General features: G+C 70.2%; 15 protein-coding genes. 8 read left to right on the forward strand and 7 right to left on the reverse strand.

The annotated features are described in order from the left end of the window. Positions 1-56 precede the first annotated feature (56 nt). From OHB13_RS20245 to OHB13_RS20260, 4 genes are all read left to right on the forward strand, one after another. Positions 57-218 carry a DUF4177 domain-containing protein gene (locus tag OHB13_RS20245; protein WP_164258849.1) on the forward strand — a complete coding sequence of 54 codons (162 nt, stop codon included), beginning with the start codon at positions 57-59 and terminating at the stop codon, positions 216-218. Beyond that, on the forward strand, positions 215-682 hold the full coding sequence (locus tag OHB13_RS20250; protein ID WP_266854839.1) for a RidA family protein: 468 nt from the start codon (positions 215-217) through the stop codon (positions 680-682). Before OHB13_RS20245 ends, OHB13_RS20250 begins: the two co-directional genes overlap by 4 nt. Positions 683-812: 130 nt before the next feature. Beyond that, positions 813-1,682, forward strand: a complete 870-nt coding sequence (locus OHB13_RS20255) for an NUDIX hydrolase (protein WP_328378039.1) — start codon at positions 813-815, stop codon at positions 1,680-1,682. A gap of 82 nt (positions 1,683-1,764) precedes the next feature. Next, positions 1,765-2,595, forward strand: a complete 831-nt coding sequence (locus OHB13_RS20260; RefSeq protein WP_266854835.1) for an MBL fold metallo-hydrolase — start codon at positions 1,765-1,767, stop codon at positions 2,593-2,595. A gap of 195 nt (positions 2,596-2,790) precedes the next feature. Here OHB13_RS20260 and OHB13_RS20265 read toward each other — a convergent pair whose 3' ends face one another. Next, complete coding sequence (locus tag OHB13_RS20265) at positions 2,791-3,465, reverse strand: Crp/Fnr family transcriptional regulator (RefSeq protein WP_164258843.1); 675 nt, start codon at positions 3,463-3,465, stop codon at positions 2,791-2,793. A gap of 331 nt (positions 3,466-3,796) precedes the next feature. On the opposite strand from OHB13_RS20265, the gene nth reads away from it, so the two are divergent. The 4 genes from nth to OHB13_RS20285 all read left to right on the forward strand — a co-directional run bounded on the left by nth (position 3,797) and on the right by OHB13_RS20285 (position 8,727). Continuing rightward, complete coding sequence (nth, locus tag OHB13_RS20270; protein WP_328378040.1) at positions 3,797-4,957, forward strand: endonuclease III; 1,161 nt, start codon at positions 3,797-3,799, stop codon at positions 4,955-4,957. A gap of 133 nt (positions 4,958-5,090) precedes the next feature. Next, entirely contained in the window at positions 5,091-5,801 is a 711-nt protein-coding gene (locus OHB13_RS20275; protein ID WP_328378041.1) for an NUDIX hydrolase, read from the forward strand. Between the two features lie 117 nt (positions 5,802-5,918). Continuing rightward, positions 5,919-7,124: a MarP family serine protease gene (locus tag OHB13_RS20280; protein ID WP_328378042.1), complete on the forward strand. Its 1,206-nt coding sequence runs from the start codon at positions 5,919-5,921 to the stop codon at positions 7,122-7,124. Between the two features lie 142 nt (positions 7,125-7,266). Continuing rightward, positions 7,267-8,727, forward strand: coding sequence for a 6-phospho-beta-glucosidase (locus OHB13_RS20285; protein WP_328378043.1), 1,461 nt, complete (start codon positions 7,267-7,269; stop codon positions 8,725-8,727). A 15-nt stretch (positions 8,728-8,742) separates the two neighbouring features. On the opposite strand, the gene OHB13_RS20290 is transcribed toward OHB13_RS20285, so the two are convergent. The 6 genes from OHB13_RS20290 to OHB13_RS20315 form a co-directional block, all read right to left on the reverse strand. After that, positions 8,743-8,925, reverse strand: a complete 183-nt coding sequence (locus OHB13_RS20290) for a hypothetical protein (RefSeq protein ID WP_266854825.1) — start codon at positions 8,923-8,925, stop codon at positions 8,743-8,745. 129 nt (positions 8,926-9,054) lie between these two features. Then, positions 9,055-9,981 (reverse strand): alpha/beta fold hydrolase, encoded by a 927-nt coding sequence (locus OHB13_RS20295; RefSeq protein WP_328378044.1) that lies wholly within the window; start codon positions 9,979-9,981, stop codon positions 9,055-9,057. After that, complete coding sequence (locus tag OHB13_RS20300; protein WP_266854822.1) at positions 9,978-10,496, reverse strand: phage holin family protein; 519 nt, start codon at positions 10,494-10,496, stop codon at positions 9,978-9,980. The genes OHB13_RS20295 and OHB13_RS20300 overlap by 4 nt, the downstream gene beginning before the upstream one ends. A 189-nt stretch (positions 10,497-10,685) precedes the next feature. Next, entirely contained in the window at positions 10,686-12,050 is a 1,365-nt protein-coding gene (nhaA, locus tag OHB13_RS20305; protein ID WP_266860829.1) for a Na+/H+ antiporter NhaA, read from the reverse strand. 525 nt (positions 12,051-12,575) lie between these two features. Then, entirely contained in the window at positions 12,576-14,570 is a 1,995-nt protein-coding gene (gene acs, locus OHB13_RS20310; protein ID WP_266854818.1) for an acetate--CoA ligase, read from the reverse strand. 216 nt (positions 14,571-14,786) lie between these two features. Beyond that, on the reverse strand, positions 14,787-17,471 hold the full coding sequence (locus OHB13_RS20315) for a SulP family inorganic anion transporter (RefSeq protein ID WP_328378045.1): 2,685 nt from the start codon (positions 17,469-17,471) through the stop codon (positions 14,787-14,789). Positions 17,472-17,616 lie beyond the last annotated feature (145 nt).

Below are 17,616 nucleotides of genomic sequence, written 5' to 3' on the forward strand. Positions count from 1 at the left end.
TTCGAGCCTAACCAGTCGGGCACGGTGGTACGCCCGAGGGCAGCTACAGTCGCCGTATGGCCAAATGGGAATACGCGACTGTGCCGCTGCTGGTGCACGCGACGAAGCAGATTCTGGACACCTGGGGCGAGGACGGCTGGGAGCTCGTCCAGGTCGTGCCCGGACCGAACAACCCCGAGCAGCTCGTGGCGTACCTCAAGCGGGAGAAGTCCGCATGAGCGGGGTCGTCGAAGCGCGCCTGACCGAGCTGGGACTGACGCTTCCGGACGTCGTACCGCCGCTGGCCGCGTACCAGCCGGCCGTGCAGTCCGGTGTGTACGTGTACACGGCGGGCCAGCTGCCGATGGTGGAGGGCAAGCTTCCGCTGGTCGGGAAGGTCGGCGCCGAGGTCACGGCCGAGGACGCGAAGGACCTGGCGCGTACGTGCGCGCTGAACGCGCTGGCGGCGGTGAAGTCGGTCGCCGGTGACCTGGACCGTGTCGAGCGGGTCGTGAAGGTCGTGGGATTCGTGGCGTCGGCCCCGGACTTCACCGGTCAGCCGGGCGTGCTCAACGGTGCGAGCGAGCTGCTGGGCGAGGTCCTGGGCGACCGCGGGGTCCATGCGCGCAGCGCGGTGGGCGTCGCGGTGCTGCCGCTGGACGCGCCGGTCGAGGTGGAGATCCAGGTCGAGCTGAAGGCTTGAGGGGACGAGGGCTGACGGGGTGAGCGGGGGCCGGTCGGGCGGGCGCCCCCGCTCCGTCGGCACCCGGTGGGCAAGCAGCACCCCTGCCCACACCCTCGAACATCGGCGCGAGAGCGGTTAGCCTCCGGCCATGTCCCAAGGTCAGTCGTACCCGCCGGAATGGCCCGACCGTATCCGTGCCCTGGCGGCCGGCGAGCTCACCGCCGTCGCGCCGCGCAGAGCCGCGACCGTCATGCTGCTGCGCGACACCGCGGCCGGTCCCGCCGTGCACATGCTGCGCAGACGCGCCTCCATGGCATTCGCCGGAGGCGCGTACGCGTATCCGGGCGGCGGGGTGGACCCCCGCGACGACGACCGCCCGGTCGGCTGGGCCGGGCCGCCGCGCGATGTATGGGCCGCGCGGCTCGGCGTCGACGCGGCATCCGCCCAGGCCATCGTCTGCGCAGCCGTCCGGGAGACGTACGAGGAGGCCGGTGTGCTGCTCGCGGGCGAGACCGCTTCCACCGTCGTCGGCGACCTCTCCGGCGACGACTGGGAGGCGGACCGCGCCGCGCTCGTCGACCGCGAACTCTCCTTCGCGGACTTTCTGGACCGGCGGGGGCTCGTCCTCCGCTCCGACCTGCTGGGCGCGTGGGCGCGCTGGATCACGCCGGAGTTCGAGCCGAAGCGGTACGACACCTGGTTCTTCGCGGCCGCGCTGCCCGCCGGGCAGCGGACCCGCAACGCCTCGACCGAGGCGGACCGCACGGTCTGGGTCCGGCCGGAGGAGGCGGCAGCGGCGTACGACAAGGGGGAGTTGCTGATGATGCCCCCGACGATCTCGACGCTCCGTTCGCTCCAGCCGTACGCGACCGTGGCCGACACCCTGGCGGGTGCGGCGGCGCAGGAACTCACCCCGGTGCTGGCACGGGCCCGGCTGGAGGCCGGTGAGCTGGTGCTGAGCTGGCCGGGTCATGATGAGTTCACCCGGCGGCTTCCGGCGACCGGGACGCCGGAATGACCGGCCGGTTCCCCGAAGTGACGGCCCGAGTGACTGCCCCGGTGACGGTCCGAGTGACGGTCCGGACGACAGGAGACCCCGCGTGAGTGATGCCGCAGCCCTCCCCGGCCAGCCCAGGGGCGGGGTCCTGTCCGGGCCCGCCACCGCACGGGCGGTGAATGTCCTGGCGCCGAACGCCTCCGCGATGACGCTCGACGGCACCAACACCTGGATCATCGCCGAGCCGGACTCCGACCTGGCCGTCGTCATCGACCCGGGACCGCTCGACGACACCCATCTCAAGGCCGTCGTCGCGACGGCGGCAGGGGCGGGCAAGCGCGTCGCGCTGACGCTCCTGACGCACGGCCACCCGGACCACGCGGAGGGCGCGGCGCGGTTCGCCGAGCTGACGCGTACGTCCGTACGGGCGCTGGACCCCGCGCTGCGCCTCGGCGACGAGGGACTGGGCGCCGGGGACGTCATCACCACCGGCGGCCTGGAACTGCGGGTCGTACCGACGCCGGGCCACACCGCGGACTCGCTCTGCTTCCATCTGCCGGCCGACCGGGCGGTGCTGACGGGCGACACGGTCCTGGGCCGGGGCACGACGGTGGTCGCGCATCCGGACGGCCGGCTCGGCGACTACCTGGACTCGCTGCGGCGGCTGCGCTCGCTGACGGTGGACGACGGGGTGCACACGGTGCTTCCGGGGCACGGGCCGGTGCTGGAGGACGCGCAGGGGGCCGTCGACTTCTACCTCGCGCACCGCGCCCACCGGCTCGCCCAGGTGGAGACGGCGGCCGAGAAGGGCTTCACGACGGCTTCGGAGGTCGTCGCGCAGGTGTACGCGGATGTCGACCGGTCGCTCTGGCCCGCGGCTGAGATGTCGGTGCGGGCGCAGCTGGAGTATCTGCGGGAGCACGGGCTGATCTGAACGGCTGCGGATCCGCCGACGGATCCCCTGTCGGCATCACGCGCTTGCCTCATGCGCTCGGGCTGGGCTTAGCCGCGAGCCGCGAGCCGCGCGGTGGGAGGACGCGGTGGTGTCCGTGCCTGTACGTACGTGAAGGGGCGCCCCACTCGCGGTGGGGCGCCCCTTCACGTACGTACAGGCAGGAACGGGTCCGGGCTAGCGGGACCGCTTCGCGAGGCGCTCCACGTCCAGCAGGATCACCGCACGGGCCTCCAGCCGCAGCCAGCCGCGGCCCGCGAAGTCCGCGAGGGCCTTGTTGACCGTCTCGCGGGAGGCGCCGACCAGCTGGGCCAGCTCTTCCTGGGTGAGGTCGTGGACCACGTGGATGCCCTCCTCCGACTGCACACCGAAGCGGCGCGACAGGTCGAGGAGCGCGCGGGCGACCCGGCCGGGAACGTCCGAGAAGACCAGGTCGGACATCTGGTCGTTGGTCTTGCGCAGACGGCGGGCGACCGCGCGCAGCAGCGCCGTGGCCACCTCGGGGCGGACATTCAGCCAGGGCTGGAGGTCGCCGTGGCCCAGGCCGAGCAGCTTGACCTCGGTCAGCGCCGACGCCGTGGCGGTACGCGGGCCCGGGTCGAAGAGGGACAGCTCGCCGATCAGCTCGCCGGGGCCGAGAACGGCCAGCATGTTCTCGCGGCCGTCGGGGGAAGTGCGGTGCAGCTTCACCTTGCCCTCGGTGACCACATAGAGGCGGTCGCCGGGGTCGCCCTCGTGGAAGAGGGCGTCGCCGCGGGCGAGCGTCACCTCACTCATCGAGGCGCGCAGCTCAGCGGCCTGCTCGTCATCGAGCGCCGCGAAGAGCGGGGCGCGCCGCAGAACGTCGTCCACGAGTTCTCTCCTTGTCGACCTGCTCAGGGAACCGGCTGGTTCCCATCATGCCGGACGGGTCAATCAGTGTGATCAGTCACAAGTTTGACGCACTGGCGCTGCGGCTTGTGCGGGAGGGGGCCGATTGGGTTCGGAATTAGCTGTGACCGGGGCGGATGTCAGTGGCTGGCTCTAGGCTGGCCGGGTGTCCAGAACGCCGGTGAGAGCAGAGGGGCAGGGGGGCTGAACGGGTGTCGCCGAGCCGAAATTCTGCTGTGGGCGAACAGTCGCCCACCCGGGCGAAAAAGGCCGCAAACGTGATGAAACCGGCGAACCGGTGAAAGGGGCCGAGATGGCAGAGGCGGCTGGGCCGGCGAAGGAAGCCGGGAAGCAGGTTGCGAGAACGGCCGCGAAGAGGGCCGCACCCGCAAGGAAGACCACGGCCGCAGCAGCAAAGAAGGCTGTGGTGGCCAAGAAGGCTGTCGCCACGAAGAAAACCGTCCCGGCGAAGAAAACCGTCCCGGCGAAAAAGGCTGCGCCCGCCAGGACGGCTGCGCCCGCCAAAAAGGCTGCGCTTGCCGAGAAAGCTGCGCCCGTTGAGAAGGCGGCGGTAGCGAAAAAGGCCCCGGCGGCGAAAAAGCCCGCGTCAGCGAAGAAGACCGCGCCCGCCAAGAAGTCCGCGCCCGCCAAGAAAGCTGCCCCCGCCAAGAAGTCCGGGCCCGCGCCCGAGGCTGTCCGGATTCCCAAGTCCGAGTCCCACGCCGCCCTGGTCCGCCGGGCGCGCCGGATCAACAGTGAGCTGGCCGAGGTCTACCCGTACGCCCATCCCGAGCTCGACTTCGAGAACCCCTTCGAGCTGCTGGTCGCGACGGTCCTCTCCGCCCAGACCACCGACCTCCGGGTCAACCAGACGACGCCCGCGCTCTTCGCGAAGTTCCCGACGCCGGAGGACATGGCGGCGGCGGACCCCGAGGAACTGGAGCAGATCCTGCGGCCGACCGGGTTCTTCCGGGCGAAGGCGAAGTCGGTCCTGGGGCTTTCCACCGCCATCAGGGACAACTTCGGCGGCGAGGTGCCGGGCCGGCTGGAGGACCTGGTGTCGCTGCCCGGAGTCGGGCGGAAAACGGCAAATGTTGTTCTCGGTAATGCTTTTGGAGTCCCTGGAATTACCGTGGACACCCATTTCGGGCGACTGGTGCGCCGCTGGAAATGGACCGAGCAGCAGGACCCGGAGAAGGTCGAGGCGGAGATCTGCGCGCTCTTCCCGAAGAGCGACTGGACGATGCTCTCGCACCGGGTCGTCTTCCACGGCCGCCGGATCTGCCACGCCCGTAAACCGGCCTGCGGTGCCTGTCCGATCGCCCCGCTCTGCCCTTCGTACGGTGAGGGCGAGACGGACCCGGAGAAGGCGCGGAAGCTGCTGAAGTACGAGAAGGGCGGCCGGCCCGGCCAGCGGCTGAAGCCCCCGGCGGACTATCCCGGGCAGCCGGCCCCACCGATGGCGGCCGGGTGACGGCGGCCCGTACCGGCCCGCAGGGCCAGGATCACCCCGCCGTCCGCGTGCGGGACGAAGTCGAAGTGCGGAACCACCCGTTCGTGCGGAACGATCAGGCCCGCCGCAGGCGTTGGAAGAGGCGGGGGTGTCGATGACGCGCGCTGGAGAGAGACACACGGGCCGGACTCAGGAGAGTCCGGTCGCCGTGACGCAGTCCGGGCTGCCCGGATGGCTGGCGCCCGTGGCGCGTGCGGCCGATACGGTGCGCCCCGAGCAGCTCAGCCGGTTCCTGCCGCCCGAGGGCGGTGGCGGGCGGCAGTCCGCTGTGCTGATCCTCTTCGGCGAGGGCCCGGCCGGGCCCGAGCTGCTGCTGATGGAGCGGGCCTCCAGCCTGCGCTCCCACGCGGGACAGCCCTCCTTCCCCGGTGGCTCCCTCGACCCCGGGGACGGGGATCCGCAGACCACCGGCCCGCTGCGGGCGGCGCTGCGCGAGGCCCAGGAGGAGACCGGCCTCGAACCAGCGGGCGTGCAGCTCTTCGGTGTGCTGCCCCGGCTCTACATCCCGGTGAGCGGCTTCGTCGTGACGCCGGTGCTCGGCTGGTGGCGCGAGCCCACTCCGGTACGGGCCGTGGACAGCGGGGAGACGGCCCGGGTCTTCACGGTTCCCGTGGCGGATCTCACTGACCCGGCCAACCGGGTGACGAGTGTCCACCCGCGCGGTCACCAGGGCCCAGCATTTCTGGTCGAATCCGCCCTGGTCTGGGGCTTCACGGCCGGAGTGATCGACCGGATTCTGCATTTCGCGGGCTGGGAGCGCCCCTGGGACCGCTCCAGACAGGTCCCGCTCGACTGGCGCGCATGACAGGGTGGCCGAAGTACTGGGCCACTCGGGCGACGCTGCGAACCACTGTGGCTCCCCGACGGGCCGCACCACCGGCCGGCGGACCGTGACCGGCGACGAAAAGCGAGGCTCCCGACGGTGAACGTGCTGGACATCCTGCTGCTGCTGGCCGCTGTGTGGTTCGCGGTCATCGGTTACCGCCAGGGTTTCGTCGTCGGCATCCTGTCGGTGATCGGCTTTCTCGGGGGCGGCATCGTCGCCGTCTACGTACTGCCCATCATCTGGGACGAGCTCACGGAGAAGTCCGAAGTCTCCACGACGGCCACGGTCGTCGCGGTCATCATCGTGATCGTGTGCGCCTCGGTCGGCCAGGCCCTCACCACCCACCTGGGCAACAAACTGCGCCGCTTCATCACCTGGTCACCCGCGCGCGCCCTGGATGCCACCGGCGGCGCCCTGGTGAACGTGGTGGCCATGCTGCTGGTCGCCTGGCTGATCGGATCGGCCCTGGCCGGTACGACGCTGCCCACCCTCGGCAAGGAGGTCCGTACCTCCAAGGTGCTCATCGGGGTCTCCCGGGTGGTGCCGTCGCAGGCCAGCACCTGGTTCACGGACTTCACATCCGTCCTCGCGCAGAACGGCTTCCCCCAGGTCTTCAGCCCGTTCGCCAATGAACCGATCACCAACGTCAAGGCGCCCGACCCGGCCCTGGCCAACAGTCCGGTCGTGACGAGCGCCAGGAAGTCCATCGTCAAGGTCGTCGGCACGGCGACCGGGTGCAGCAAGGTCCTGGAGGGCTCCGGCTTCGTCTTCGGCAACCACAGGGTGATGACCAACGCCCACGTCGTCGGCGGCGTCAGCGAACCGACCGTGCAGATCGGCGGCGAGGGCAAGCTGTACGACGCGAAGGTCGTGCTCTACGACTGGTCACGCGACATCGCCGTCCTGGACGTGCCGGACCTGCACGCGCCCGCGCTGAAGTTCACCGACACCCACCACGACGCCCACACCAATGACAGCGCGATCGTCGCCGGCTTCCCCGAGAACGGCGGCTACGACGTCCGCTCCGCCCGCGTCCGCGCCCGGATCAACGCCAGCGGCCCAGACATCTACCACCGCGGGACGGTCACCCGCGACGTCTACTCCCTCTACACGACCGTCCGGCAGGGCAACTCCGGCGGCCCCCTGTTGACCCCCGACGGCAAGGTGTACGGGGTGGTCTTCGCCAAATCGCTCGACGACAGCAAGACCGGGTACGCGCTCTCGGCCGACGAGATCCGCCAGGACATCGCCCAGGGCCGCACCGCGAGCCAGCAGGTGGACACTCAGGGGTGCGCGTTGTGACGACGGGCCCGAGGGCTGGAGACATGGCTGGACCCGGCCGCACACAGGGGCCGAACCCAGTGACGTACACAGCGGGGCATGCGTACACCGCGACGTACACCGCGGGGAAGGCGTAATCGGTGACGACAGCGGGAGGCGCACGGTGAAGCTCACGATTCTCGGCGGCGGCGGATTCCGGGTGCCGCTGGTGTACGGGGCGCTGCTGCGCGACCACGCGGCGGGCCGGGTCACCCACCTCACGCTCCACGACCTCGACCCCGCCAGGCTGGCGGCCGTGGCCCGTGTTCTCGCCGACCAGGCGGCGGACGTACCGGATGCGCCCGAGGTCCGTACCACCACCGACCTCGACGACGCCCTCCGCGGCGCCGACTTCGTCTTCTCCGCGATCCGGGTCGGCGGGCTCGCGGGCCGTGCGGCCGACGAGCGGGTGGCGCTGGCCGAGGGCGTCCTCGGCCAGGAGACCGTCGGCGCGGGCGGTATCGCGTACGGACTCCGTACGGTCCCGGTCGCCGTCGACATCGCCCGCAGGGTCGCCCGGCTCGCCCCGGACGCCTGGGTCATCAACTTCACCAACCCGGCGGGTCTTGTCACCGAGGCGATGGCCGCCCACCTCGGCCGCCGGGTCGTCGGGATCTGTGACTCGCCGGTCGGTCTCGGCCGCAGGGTCGCCCGGGTCCTCGGCGCGGACCCCGGGTCGGCGCGGCTCGACTATGTGGGGCTGAACCATCTGGGCTGGCTGCGCGGTCTGTACGTGGACGAGCAGGACGTGCTGCCCCGGCTGTTCGACGACGAGCGGCTGCTGACCTCCTTCGAGGAGGGCCGGCTGTTCGGGGCGGAGTGGCTGCGCTCGATCCGCTCGGTACCCAACGAGTATCTGCACTACTACTACTTCAACCGCGAGACGGTCGCCGCCTATCAGCAGGCGGAGCAGACCCGCGGCGCCTTCCTGCACGACCAGCAGGCCCGGTTCTACGACGAGATGGCGCACCCGTCGACGCCCGCGCTCGCGGCCTGGGACCGTACCCGTGCCGAGCGCGAGGCGACGTACATGGCGGAGAACCGCGAGGCCGCAGGGGCGGGCGAACGGGAGGCCGACGACCTGGAGTCGGGCGGGTACGAGAACGTCGCACTGGCTCTGATGCGGGCCATCGCGCGGGACGAGAGCGCCACGCTGATCCTGAACGTCCCCAATGGCAACGTACTTGGCGGCAGCGCACCCAACGGCAGCGCACCCGCTGGAAGCTCACCCAGCGGTAGTGGCATCGGCATGGGCACTGGCATCGGCAGCTCCGGCGCCTCCGGTGGCGGTCGTACGCTCGCCGTGCTCGATGAGGCCGCCGTCATCGAAGTCCCGTGCCGGGTCGACGCGAACGGCCCCCGCCCGCTGCCGGTTTCACAGCTGTCGGGCCATGAGGCGGCTCTGGTGTCAGCGGTGAAGGCGGTGGAGCGCTCCGTACTGGAAGCGGCGGAGAGCGGATCGGCGCGGGCCGCGGTGCGGGCATTCGCCCTGCATCCGCTGGTCGACTCCGTGAATGTGGCGGGAAGGCTGCTCGACGGCTACCGGGACGTGCACCCGGGCCTCGGCTACCTCACGAAGAGCTGAGCGCCGAGCGTCCGCTCACGGCCTGGAGTGGCGTAACCGCGCCGACACCCAGCGGGCCCGGCGGCGGATGATGCGCGGAATGCCGAGACGTGGATCGTCGTCCTCCCCGTCGTGTGATCCGCCCCTCTCATATGTGCTCAGGCCTGTGGCCGAGCGGCGGTTGCGTGCTGCGTCACCGTAGTCGTGCGTCCAGCCCATACCACCGTGTTTGCCCGTGCCTCATGGTCGGTAATCGCGTCCCACGGGGCCAATTGGCCTATGCGTCAGGCATTTGGCTGTTCGTAGGACAAGCGTTCCTGTGCGGTCGCGGGCGAGGCCGGGCTGAGGTCAGCGGTCGGGCTCGGGGTCCTTCAGCCAGTTGATGAGCTCCGCCGAGAACGCCTCGGGGTCCTCCTCCTGGGGAAAGTGTCCAAGGCCGTCGAACAGCCGCCAGCGGTACGGCGCTTCGACGTACTGCCCCGACCCCGCCGCGCTGCGGGTGCGCATCACCGGGTCGAGCGATCCGTGCAGATGCAGTGTCGGCACCCGCACCGGACGCTTCATCCGGCGGTTGAACTGAATGCCGTCAGGCCGCGCCAGCGACCGCACCATCCAGCGGTACGGCTCGATGGAGCAGTGCGCCGTGGACGGGATCGACATGGCGCGCCGGTACGTCTCCACGGCGTCCTCGTCCGGCCGGACGGGCCCGGACCATTCGCGTACCAGCTCACCGACCAGCGCCGCGTCGTCGGCGACGAGCTGCCGCTCCGGCAGCCACGGCCGCTGGAAGCCCCAGACATACGAACCGGCCCGGGACTGCGAGAAGTCGGAGAGCATCGCCGAGCGCCAGCGGCGGGGGTGCGGCATTGAGGACACGGCGAGCCTGCGCACCAGCTTGGGCCGCATCACGGCCGCCGTCCACGCCAGATATCCGCCCAGGTCGTGCCCGACGAGCGCGGCGTCCGGCTCCCCGAGGGAGCGGATCACTCCGGTGACGTCGAGGGCCAGGTTGGCGGGGTCGTACCCCCTGGGCGTGCGGTCGCTGCCGCCCACGCCCCGCAGATCCATCGCGACGGCCCGGAAACCGGCGTCGGCGAGCGCGGTCAGCTGATGACGCCAGGTCCACCAGAACTGCGGAAAGCCGTGCAACAGCAGCACCAGTGGCCCGTCACCGGCCTCCGTGATGTGGAAGCGCGCGCCGTTCGCGGCGACATCGCGGTGGGTCCAGGGCCCGTCGATCCGTACAACGGAGCCCATTTCGGCAGAAGCGGTCATGCCGACGAGCGTGCCACAGCTGACGGCTCGCCGATGACCGCGAGGGGGGCATCCGCGGGGACCAGCACGGCCGCCTTGTCGAGGGACGGGCGGGGGTGCGGCCTGACGCCCTGGATGACAGCCGCCGTCTCCTTGGCGGATGCGACGACCTTCTGCGGGCCCTTGCCCTTCTTGGCCTTCTTGAAGAAGACCATCCCGATCAGTCCGAGGATCAGGGCCACCAGCACATTCGCGGCGAAGGACAGGACGAAGCAGATCGCCAGGTTCCAGTGGCTCCAGGTCCGGATGCCGTAGGCGAGGGCGAAGCTCAGCATCGGCAGGGAGAAGAGGAGCACGATCCCGGCCGCCATGAACGCGCCGCTGCCGACGGCGCCCCGCTTGACGTCCTGGCGGAGCTCGGCCTTGGCCAGGGCGATTTCATCGTGCACCAGGGCGGACATCTCGGCGGTCGCCGAGGCAACCAGCTGACCGAGACTGCGGTCGGCGGTGCCGGCCGGGCTGCTGGGGTGGCTCATCGCTGAATCCCTCTTCTCTTGCGCGAGCGTTCGTCTGTACGAGCGGTCATCCGCGCGGCATCGTCATGGGCGTCGCCGAGTGCGTCGCCGTGTGTGTCATGCCGGTCGTCCCGGTCGGCACGGTCGTCCCGGTCATCCTGGTCGTCACGGTCGTCACAAACGGTCTGTCCGGAGTGATCTGACTTCAGATCATGCCGGACGGTCCTCGTCCTCGCTTGCTGCCCCCGCCCGTTCGGCGAGACGGCGGTGCTCGGCCGCCTTCCCCTCAAGGATCGCAGCCATGCGCAGATGGTGCGCGGCTTCGTCCTCCTCGTAGATGTCGGGGATCCCGTCGTGGTCCTCGTCGCGCTCCTCCTCGTCGCACAGGACCCGGTACCGGCGGTCGCGCATTCTGAGCAGTACGGACGAGAGGGCGGCGGCGATCACCGAGCCCAGCAGCACCGATGCCTTGATCTCGGCGGTCGTCGTGGGGTCCCCGGCGAAGGCCAGCTCCCCGATGAGGAGCGAGACGGTGAAGCCGATCCCGGCGAGGGAGGCCACCGCGAACACATCGGCCCATGCCAGGTCCTTGTTGAGCTCGGCCTTGGTGAAGCGGGCGGTCAGCCACGTACCGCCGAAGATGCCGACCGCCTTGCCGACGACCAGGCCCAGGACGACGCCCAGCGTCTCCGGCCTGCTGAACACGTCGGCGAGCGCCCGGCCGGACACCGAGACCCCGGCGGAGAACAGCGCGAACAGCGGTACGGCGAGGCCCGCCGAGAACGGCCGCACCAAATGCTCGATGTGCTCTCCCGGGGAGTACCGCTCCCCCTCGCGGCGGGTGCAGCGGAGCATCAGCCCCATGGCGACACCGGCGATGGTGGCGTGCACGCCGCTGTTGTACATCAGCCCCCAGATGACCAGTCCGAGCGGGACGTAGATGTACCAGCCGTGTACGTCGAAGCGCAGCAGCAGCCAGAAGACGGCCAGACCGGCCACCGCACCGCCGAGCGCCGCGAAGTTGATGTCGCTGGTGAAGAACACCGCGATGATCAGAATCGCGAAGAGGTCGTCGACGACGGCCAGCGTGAGGAGGAAGGCGCGCAGGGCGGAGGGGAGCGAGGTCCCGATGACCGCGAGGACAGCGAGCGCGAAGGCGATGTCGGTGGCGGTCGGTACGGCCCAGCCGCCCAGCGAACCGCCGCCGACGACGTTGACCAGCGCGTACACCAGCGCCGGTACCGCCATCCCGCACACCGCCGCGATGACCGGCAGCGCGGCGGCTTTCGGATCGCGCAGCTCACCCGCGACCATCTCGCGCTTCAGCTCGATCCCGGCGACGAAGAAGAAGACGGCGATCAGCCCGTCGGCCGCCCAGTGCTGGACGGAGAGGTGCAGACCGATGGCGCCCGGCCCCAGATGGAAGTGGCTGACAGTGGCGTAACTGCTGCTCAACGGGGTGTTCGCCCAGACGAGGGCGGCAATGGCGGCGACGAGGAGGAGCAGGCCTCCGACCGTCTCGGCGCGCAGTGCGTCAGCGAGATAAGTCCGTTCGGGGAGCGGGAGCCGCCCCAGGAACGACGTGGGCCCCGAGCGCTGCGACGCTGATGGGTCCTGCGACGCTGGTTGGTCCTGCGGCTCGGGCTGGTTCTTCGAATCGGGCTCGGGCTCGGGCTTGGGCTTCGGGGCGGGCGCGGTCACGCGGGGGACCTCCGGTCAGGTGGACAGCACAGAACACATGCCGACCAGACTTCCCGGCGCACCCGTTTACCTATTTCGTCTGCCTCTACGTTATCCGAGGCGGGGCTGGGCTGTGGGCGGTCTGTTTCCAGAGGCCCAGAGGCGGTGCGGCTCGGCGGGGTGGCAGGGAGCATCCGGTGATCGTCTCTTCGCCACCTTACGGACAGAACGCCGGACGGGCATATCAAGCCCGTCCGGCGCTCCGATGCCCCCTGCCGGCCCGTACTCACACTGCTACGCGCGCTGCTGAGGGTCCTGCTGTCCTGCTTGTCCTGCTGCTGTGCTGCTCCCGGGCCCTGTTGAGTTGAACCAACGTTGAGTTGAACCAACGTCGAACTGGCTCTGTCCCCGGGCTCCGGCTCAGTCCTCGCTGGAGGCGCTCGGCAGCTTCGTCTGGATCAGGCCCATCACCGAGGCGTCGGTGAGTGTGGAGACGTCACCCAGCTCGCGGTCCTCTGCGATGTCACGCAGCAGACGCCGCATGATCTTCCCGGACCGGGTCTTGGGCAGCTCGGCCACCGGCAGGACCCGCTTCGGCTTGGCAATCGGCCCCAGCACCGCGCCCACGTGGTTGCGCAGCTCCGCCGAGAGGTCCGCCGATTCCTCCGCCGTGCCCCGCAGGATCACGAAGGCGACGATCGACTGACCTGTCGTCTCGTCGGCAGCGCCCACGACCGCCGCTTCGGCGACGGCCGGGTGCGAGACGAGCGCCGACTCGACCTCGGTGGTCGAGATGTTGTGCCCGGACACCAGCATCACGTCGTCCACCCGGCCGAGCAGCCAGAGGTCGCCGTCCGTGTCCTTCTTCGCACCGTCACCCGCGAAGTACTTGCCCTCGAAACGCGACCAGTAGGTGTCGATGAAGCGCTGGTCGTCGCCCCAGACCGTGCGGAGCATCGAGGGCCACGGCTCGGTGATGACCAGATAGCCGCCGCCTCCGTCCGGTACCTCGCGCGCCTCGTCGTCGACGACCGTCGCTGAGATGCCCGGCAGCGCGCGCTGCGCGGATCCCGGCTTGGTCTCGGTCACCCCGGGCAGCGGCGAGATCATCATCGCGCCGGTCTCGGTCTGCCACCAGGTGTCCACGATCGGGCACTTGTCGGCGCCGATGTTCTTCCGGTACCACATCCAGGCCTCGGGGTTGATCGGCTCACCGACCGACCCGAGGACCCGCAGCGAGGACAGGTCGAACTTGGCGGGGATGTCGTCTCCCCACTTCATGAACGTACGGATCGCGGTCGGCGCCGTGTAGAGGATCGAGACGCCGTACTTCTGGACGATCTCCCAGAACCGGCCCTGGTGCGGGGTGTCCGGGGTGCCCTCGTAGATGACCTGGGTCGCGCCGTTGGCCAGCGGTCCGTACGTGATGTAGGAGTGGCCGGTCACCCAGCCGATGTCGGCCGTGCACCAGTAGACGTCCGTCTCCGGCTTGAGGTCGAAGACCGCGTGGTGGGTGTACGCCGCCTGGGTGAGATAGCCGCCGGACGTGTGCAGGATGCCCTTCGGCTTACCCGTCGTGCCCGAGGTGTAGAGGATGAACAGCGGGTGCTCGGCGCCGAACGCCTCGGGGGTGTGCTCGGTGGACTGGCGCCCCACGAACTCGTCCCACCAGACGTCCCGGCCCTCGGTCCACGCCGTGTCCTGGCCGGTGCGCCGGACCACGAGGACGTGCTCGACCTGCGGGCACTTCGCCACGGCCTCGTCGATCGCGGGCTTGAGCGCGGACGGCTTCCCGCGCCGGTAGCCGCCGTCGGCGGTGATGACGAGCTTGGCGTCGGCGTCCTGGATACGGGAGGCGACGGCGTCGGCGGAGAAGCCGCCGAAGACCACCGAGTGCGCGGCGCCGACCCGGGCGCAGGCGAGCATCGCCACGACGGCTTCGGCGATCATCGGCATGTAGACGGCGACCCGGTCGCCCTTGACGACGCCCAACTCGGCGAGGGCGTTCGCGGCCTGCGACACCTCGTCCTTGAGCTGCGCGTAGGTGATCGACCGGCTGTCTCCGGGCTCACCTTCGAAGTGGATGGCGACGCGGTCGCCGTTGCCGGCCTCGACGTGCCGGTCCACGCAGTTGTACGCGACGTTGAGCTCACCGTCGGCGAACCACTTCGCGAACGGCGGGTTCGACCAGTCGAGCGTCTCGGTGGGCTCGGTGGCCCAGGTCAGCCGCCGGGCCTGCTCGGCCCAGAAGCCCAGCCGGTCCGCTGCCGCCTGCTCGTACGCCGCCGCTGTGACGTTGGCGTTCGCGGCCAGCTCGGTGGGCGGCGCGAAGCGTCGCTCCTCCTTGAGCAGGTTGGCCAAGCTTTCGTTGCTCACGAGATCGCCCTTTCGACAAAGCCTTGTGTCCCAGCTCATAGCTCATCAGCCCGTAAGCCACTCTGACAAGGGCTCACGCGAATCAATTGGTTTAGACCTCTATGGCTGGGAGCGGGCAGAGGCTCCTTCCGGTGCGGTTCTGAGGGGTTCTGCGGCGGCTCTTCGGCGGGGCGTGCGCGATCAGGAACGGTTACGGGTGTTTGTGGGCCATATGGGCCGGGAGGAGATCCAGTGGCACATCACACACAAAACCCGTCAGGCGGGAGCCACCTGGGCGAAGACTCCGTCCAGCTCATGAGAGTCGGTGAGCAGATACGCCTGAGCCTCGCCGACGTGGAAGTACATGCCGTGCAGCTCCAGCGTGCCTTCCGCGAGCCGGCGCGCCACCGATTCGTGCGCCCTCAAATGCTCCAGCTGCTGGATCACATTGGTCAGGCAGAGCTGCTCCACCGCGTCGGCCGGCATCCGCCCGGAGATCCGGGCCCAGGAGTGATGACGGCTCAGCATCCGGTCCAGACTGGGCTGCCCATGCCGCAACCATCGCCGTAGAGGTGTGCTCGCCGCGCTGGAGGTGGAGGTGGAGGTGCCAGTAGGGGTGGAGGGGGCGTCTGGTGGGTCGTTCAGGAGAGCAGTCATGGCACCGCAGCCGGAGTGCCCGCAGACAGTGATCGACTCGACTCTCAGAATGTCGACCGCGTACTCGATCGCAGCCGCCACCGAGTCGTCGGAAGCCTCCGCGCCGGGCAGCGGTACGAAATTGCCCACGTTCCGCACCGTGAACAGATCTCCGGGACCGCTCGATGTGATCATGCTGGTCACCAGCCGGGAATCGGCGCAGGTGAGAAAGAGCTGCGAAGGCTGCTGGCCCTCCCGGGCGAGACGCGCCAGTTCGTCCCGCACCAGGGGAGCGGTGTCACGCTGGAACGAGCTCAGGCCACTGGCCAGTTGACGGCTCCCCGGCCGCTGGGACGCGGCGGATGCAGCGGACGCCGTGGGCGTGACGGGCGCGATGGGCGTGACGGGCGTGACGGGCGGGGCGGACGCAGTGGCGGAGGTGCCGTCCTGGACCGCGGGGGAGTGGGGTTCATGGGCGATTGGGGTGGTGGCGTGGGGCATCGTCTTCTCCGGCGTGGTGGCTGGATGTACTGCGGTACGCGGTGCTGCCGAGCGGGACGTTGTACTGGGAAGGGCGGACCCGGGGCCGGACCGAGGGGCGGGGTCGGAGTCGGAGCCGGGCGGGCCGGAGTCGGGCGGGCCGGCCATGGAGGCCGGGCCGCCGGTGCCCGCCGAGTCGAGCGCGCGGTCATTGCAGTGGTGGTTGCGCCAGGGCGTCCAGGGGCGGCAGCAGGTGTGGGCTGCGGATGTCGGCTCGACGATCCGGCTGGCTGTCCTGCCTGTCCTGCCTGTCACATCGACTGTGCCGCCCTGGGCGACATGCGCCTCCTGCCAGTGCTGGAGCGTCTCGTACGCCGCGTGGTCCATGAACGAACCGTCCAGCTCCACCACCGCGTTCGCCCCTGGCGGGATCTGCCCGAGTGTCCGGCTCAGGCGGGGCACGGCCAGAAACGTCAACTGCCCGCGTGCCCGCAGCCGATGGGTGCCACTGTCGTCATGAAGAGTGATCCGGGTTCTGGTCAGCCGGTGCAGGGCGGTGCCGACCGCGACGGCGATTCCGACCGTGACCCCCTCCAGTACACCGAAGCCCACGACACCGGCGACCGTGGCCCCGTACGCCGGGAACTCCCGGTGCCGGTGGACGTTGCGGATGTGCGCGTAACTCACCATCTGGAGGCCGACCACCATGACGAGAGCGGCCAGCGCGGCCAGCGGCATCCATTCCAGGACGCCGACCAGCAGTCCTGCGGCGAGCAGCATCCACACGCCGTGCAGCACGGTGGAGGTGCGGCCGGTGGCTCCCGCCCGGACATTCGCGGTGCCGCGCACCGCTCCGCCGGACACCGGCAAGCCGCCGAGCAGCCCGGACACGGTGTTGGCGATGCCCTGACCGCGCAGTTCGCGGTCGAGGTCGGCGCGTCTGCCGGTGTCTCCGGGGCGGTCAGCGGTCAGCTTGTCCACGGCCATTGCCGACAACAGCGACTCAAGACTCGCCACCAGCATCACGGTGAACACGGCGCCGAGCAGGCCGAGTACCGGACCATGCGGCAGTTCGGGCAGAGCGTGCGCCTTCCAGGACGGGAGATCGACGCGCGCGATACCGGGCGCGGCGACGGCGGCCAGCGCGGTGGCCGCCGCGACCGAGGCAAGGGCTGCGGGGATTCTGCGCAGCGCCCGTCCCGCTCGACCGGGAATTCGCGGCCACAGCACCAATACAGCGATGGTGAGCAGGCCGATCAGCGGTGCGGCCGGAGCGACGCGGGCGAATTGCCCGGGCAGGGCAAGGGCATTGGCGACGGCCGAACTCTGGGGTGTACCGCCGAGCACGATATGGAGTTGGGCGAGCGCGATGGCGACACCGATGCCGGCGAGAGTGCCGTGCACGATCGCCGGGGAGACGGCGAGCGCGCTGCGGGCGGTGCGCAGCGAGCCCAGGACCAGCTGGAGCAGGCCCGCGCCGACGGTGATGGCGCAGGTCGTGCGCCAGCCGTAGTCCTGGATGAGTCCGGCCGTCACTACGGTCAGCCCGGCTGAGGGGCCGCTGACCTGGAGCGCGGAGCCTCCGAGCAGTCCGGCGACGATGCCGCCGACGGCCGCTGCGAGCAGCCCGGCTTCGAGGGGGGCGCCGATGGCGACGGCGAGCCCCAGGGACATGGGGACCGCGATCAGGAAGACCGTGATCGAGGCGGACAGATCGGCTCCCGAATTCCGGAAGCGGGGGCGATGGCCGTCTCCGCCGGGTGGCGGCCTGCGCGAGGGGCGGACGCGAGTGCTGGGTGAGTAGTCGGAAGGGTTCTCGGTACGGGTGGGGACGCAGGCAGGCATGGTTCCCGTCTCTTCCGGGGCGACGCGGTCGCGGAACAAGTGGGGACGCGGCCGTGGGACACGGCGTGCAGCGGCGGGATTATCAACTCTCGGTAAATAGATCGTAATCCAGAGTAAAGGCCATGAATGGACATTCAGTGCAAAT

Source organism: Streptomyces sp. NBC_00440 (genome assembly GCF_036014215.1).
Taxonomy (GTDB): domain Bacteria; phylum Actinomycetota; class Actinomycetes; order Streptomycetales; family Streptomycetaceae; genus Streptomyces.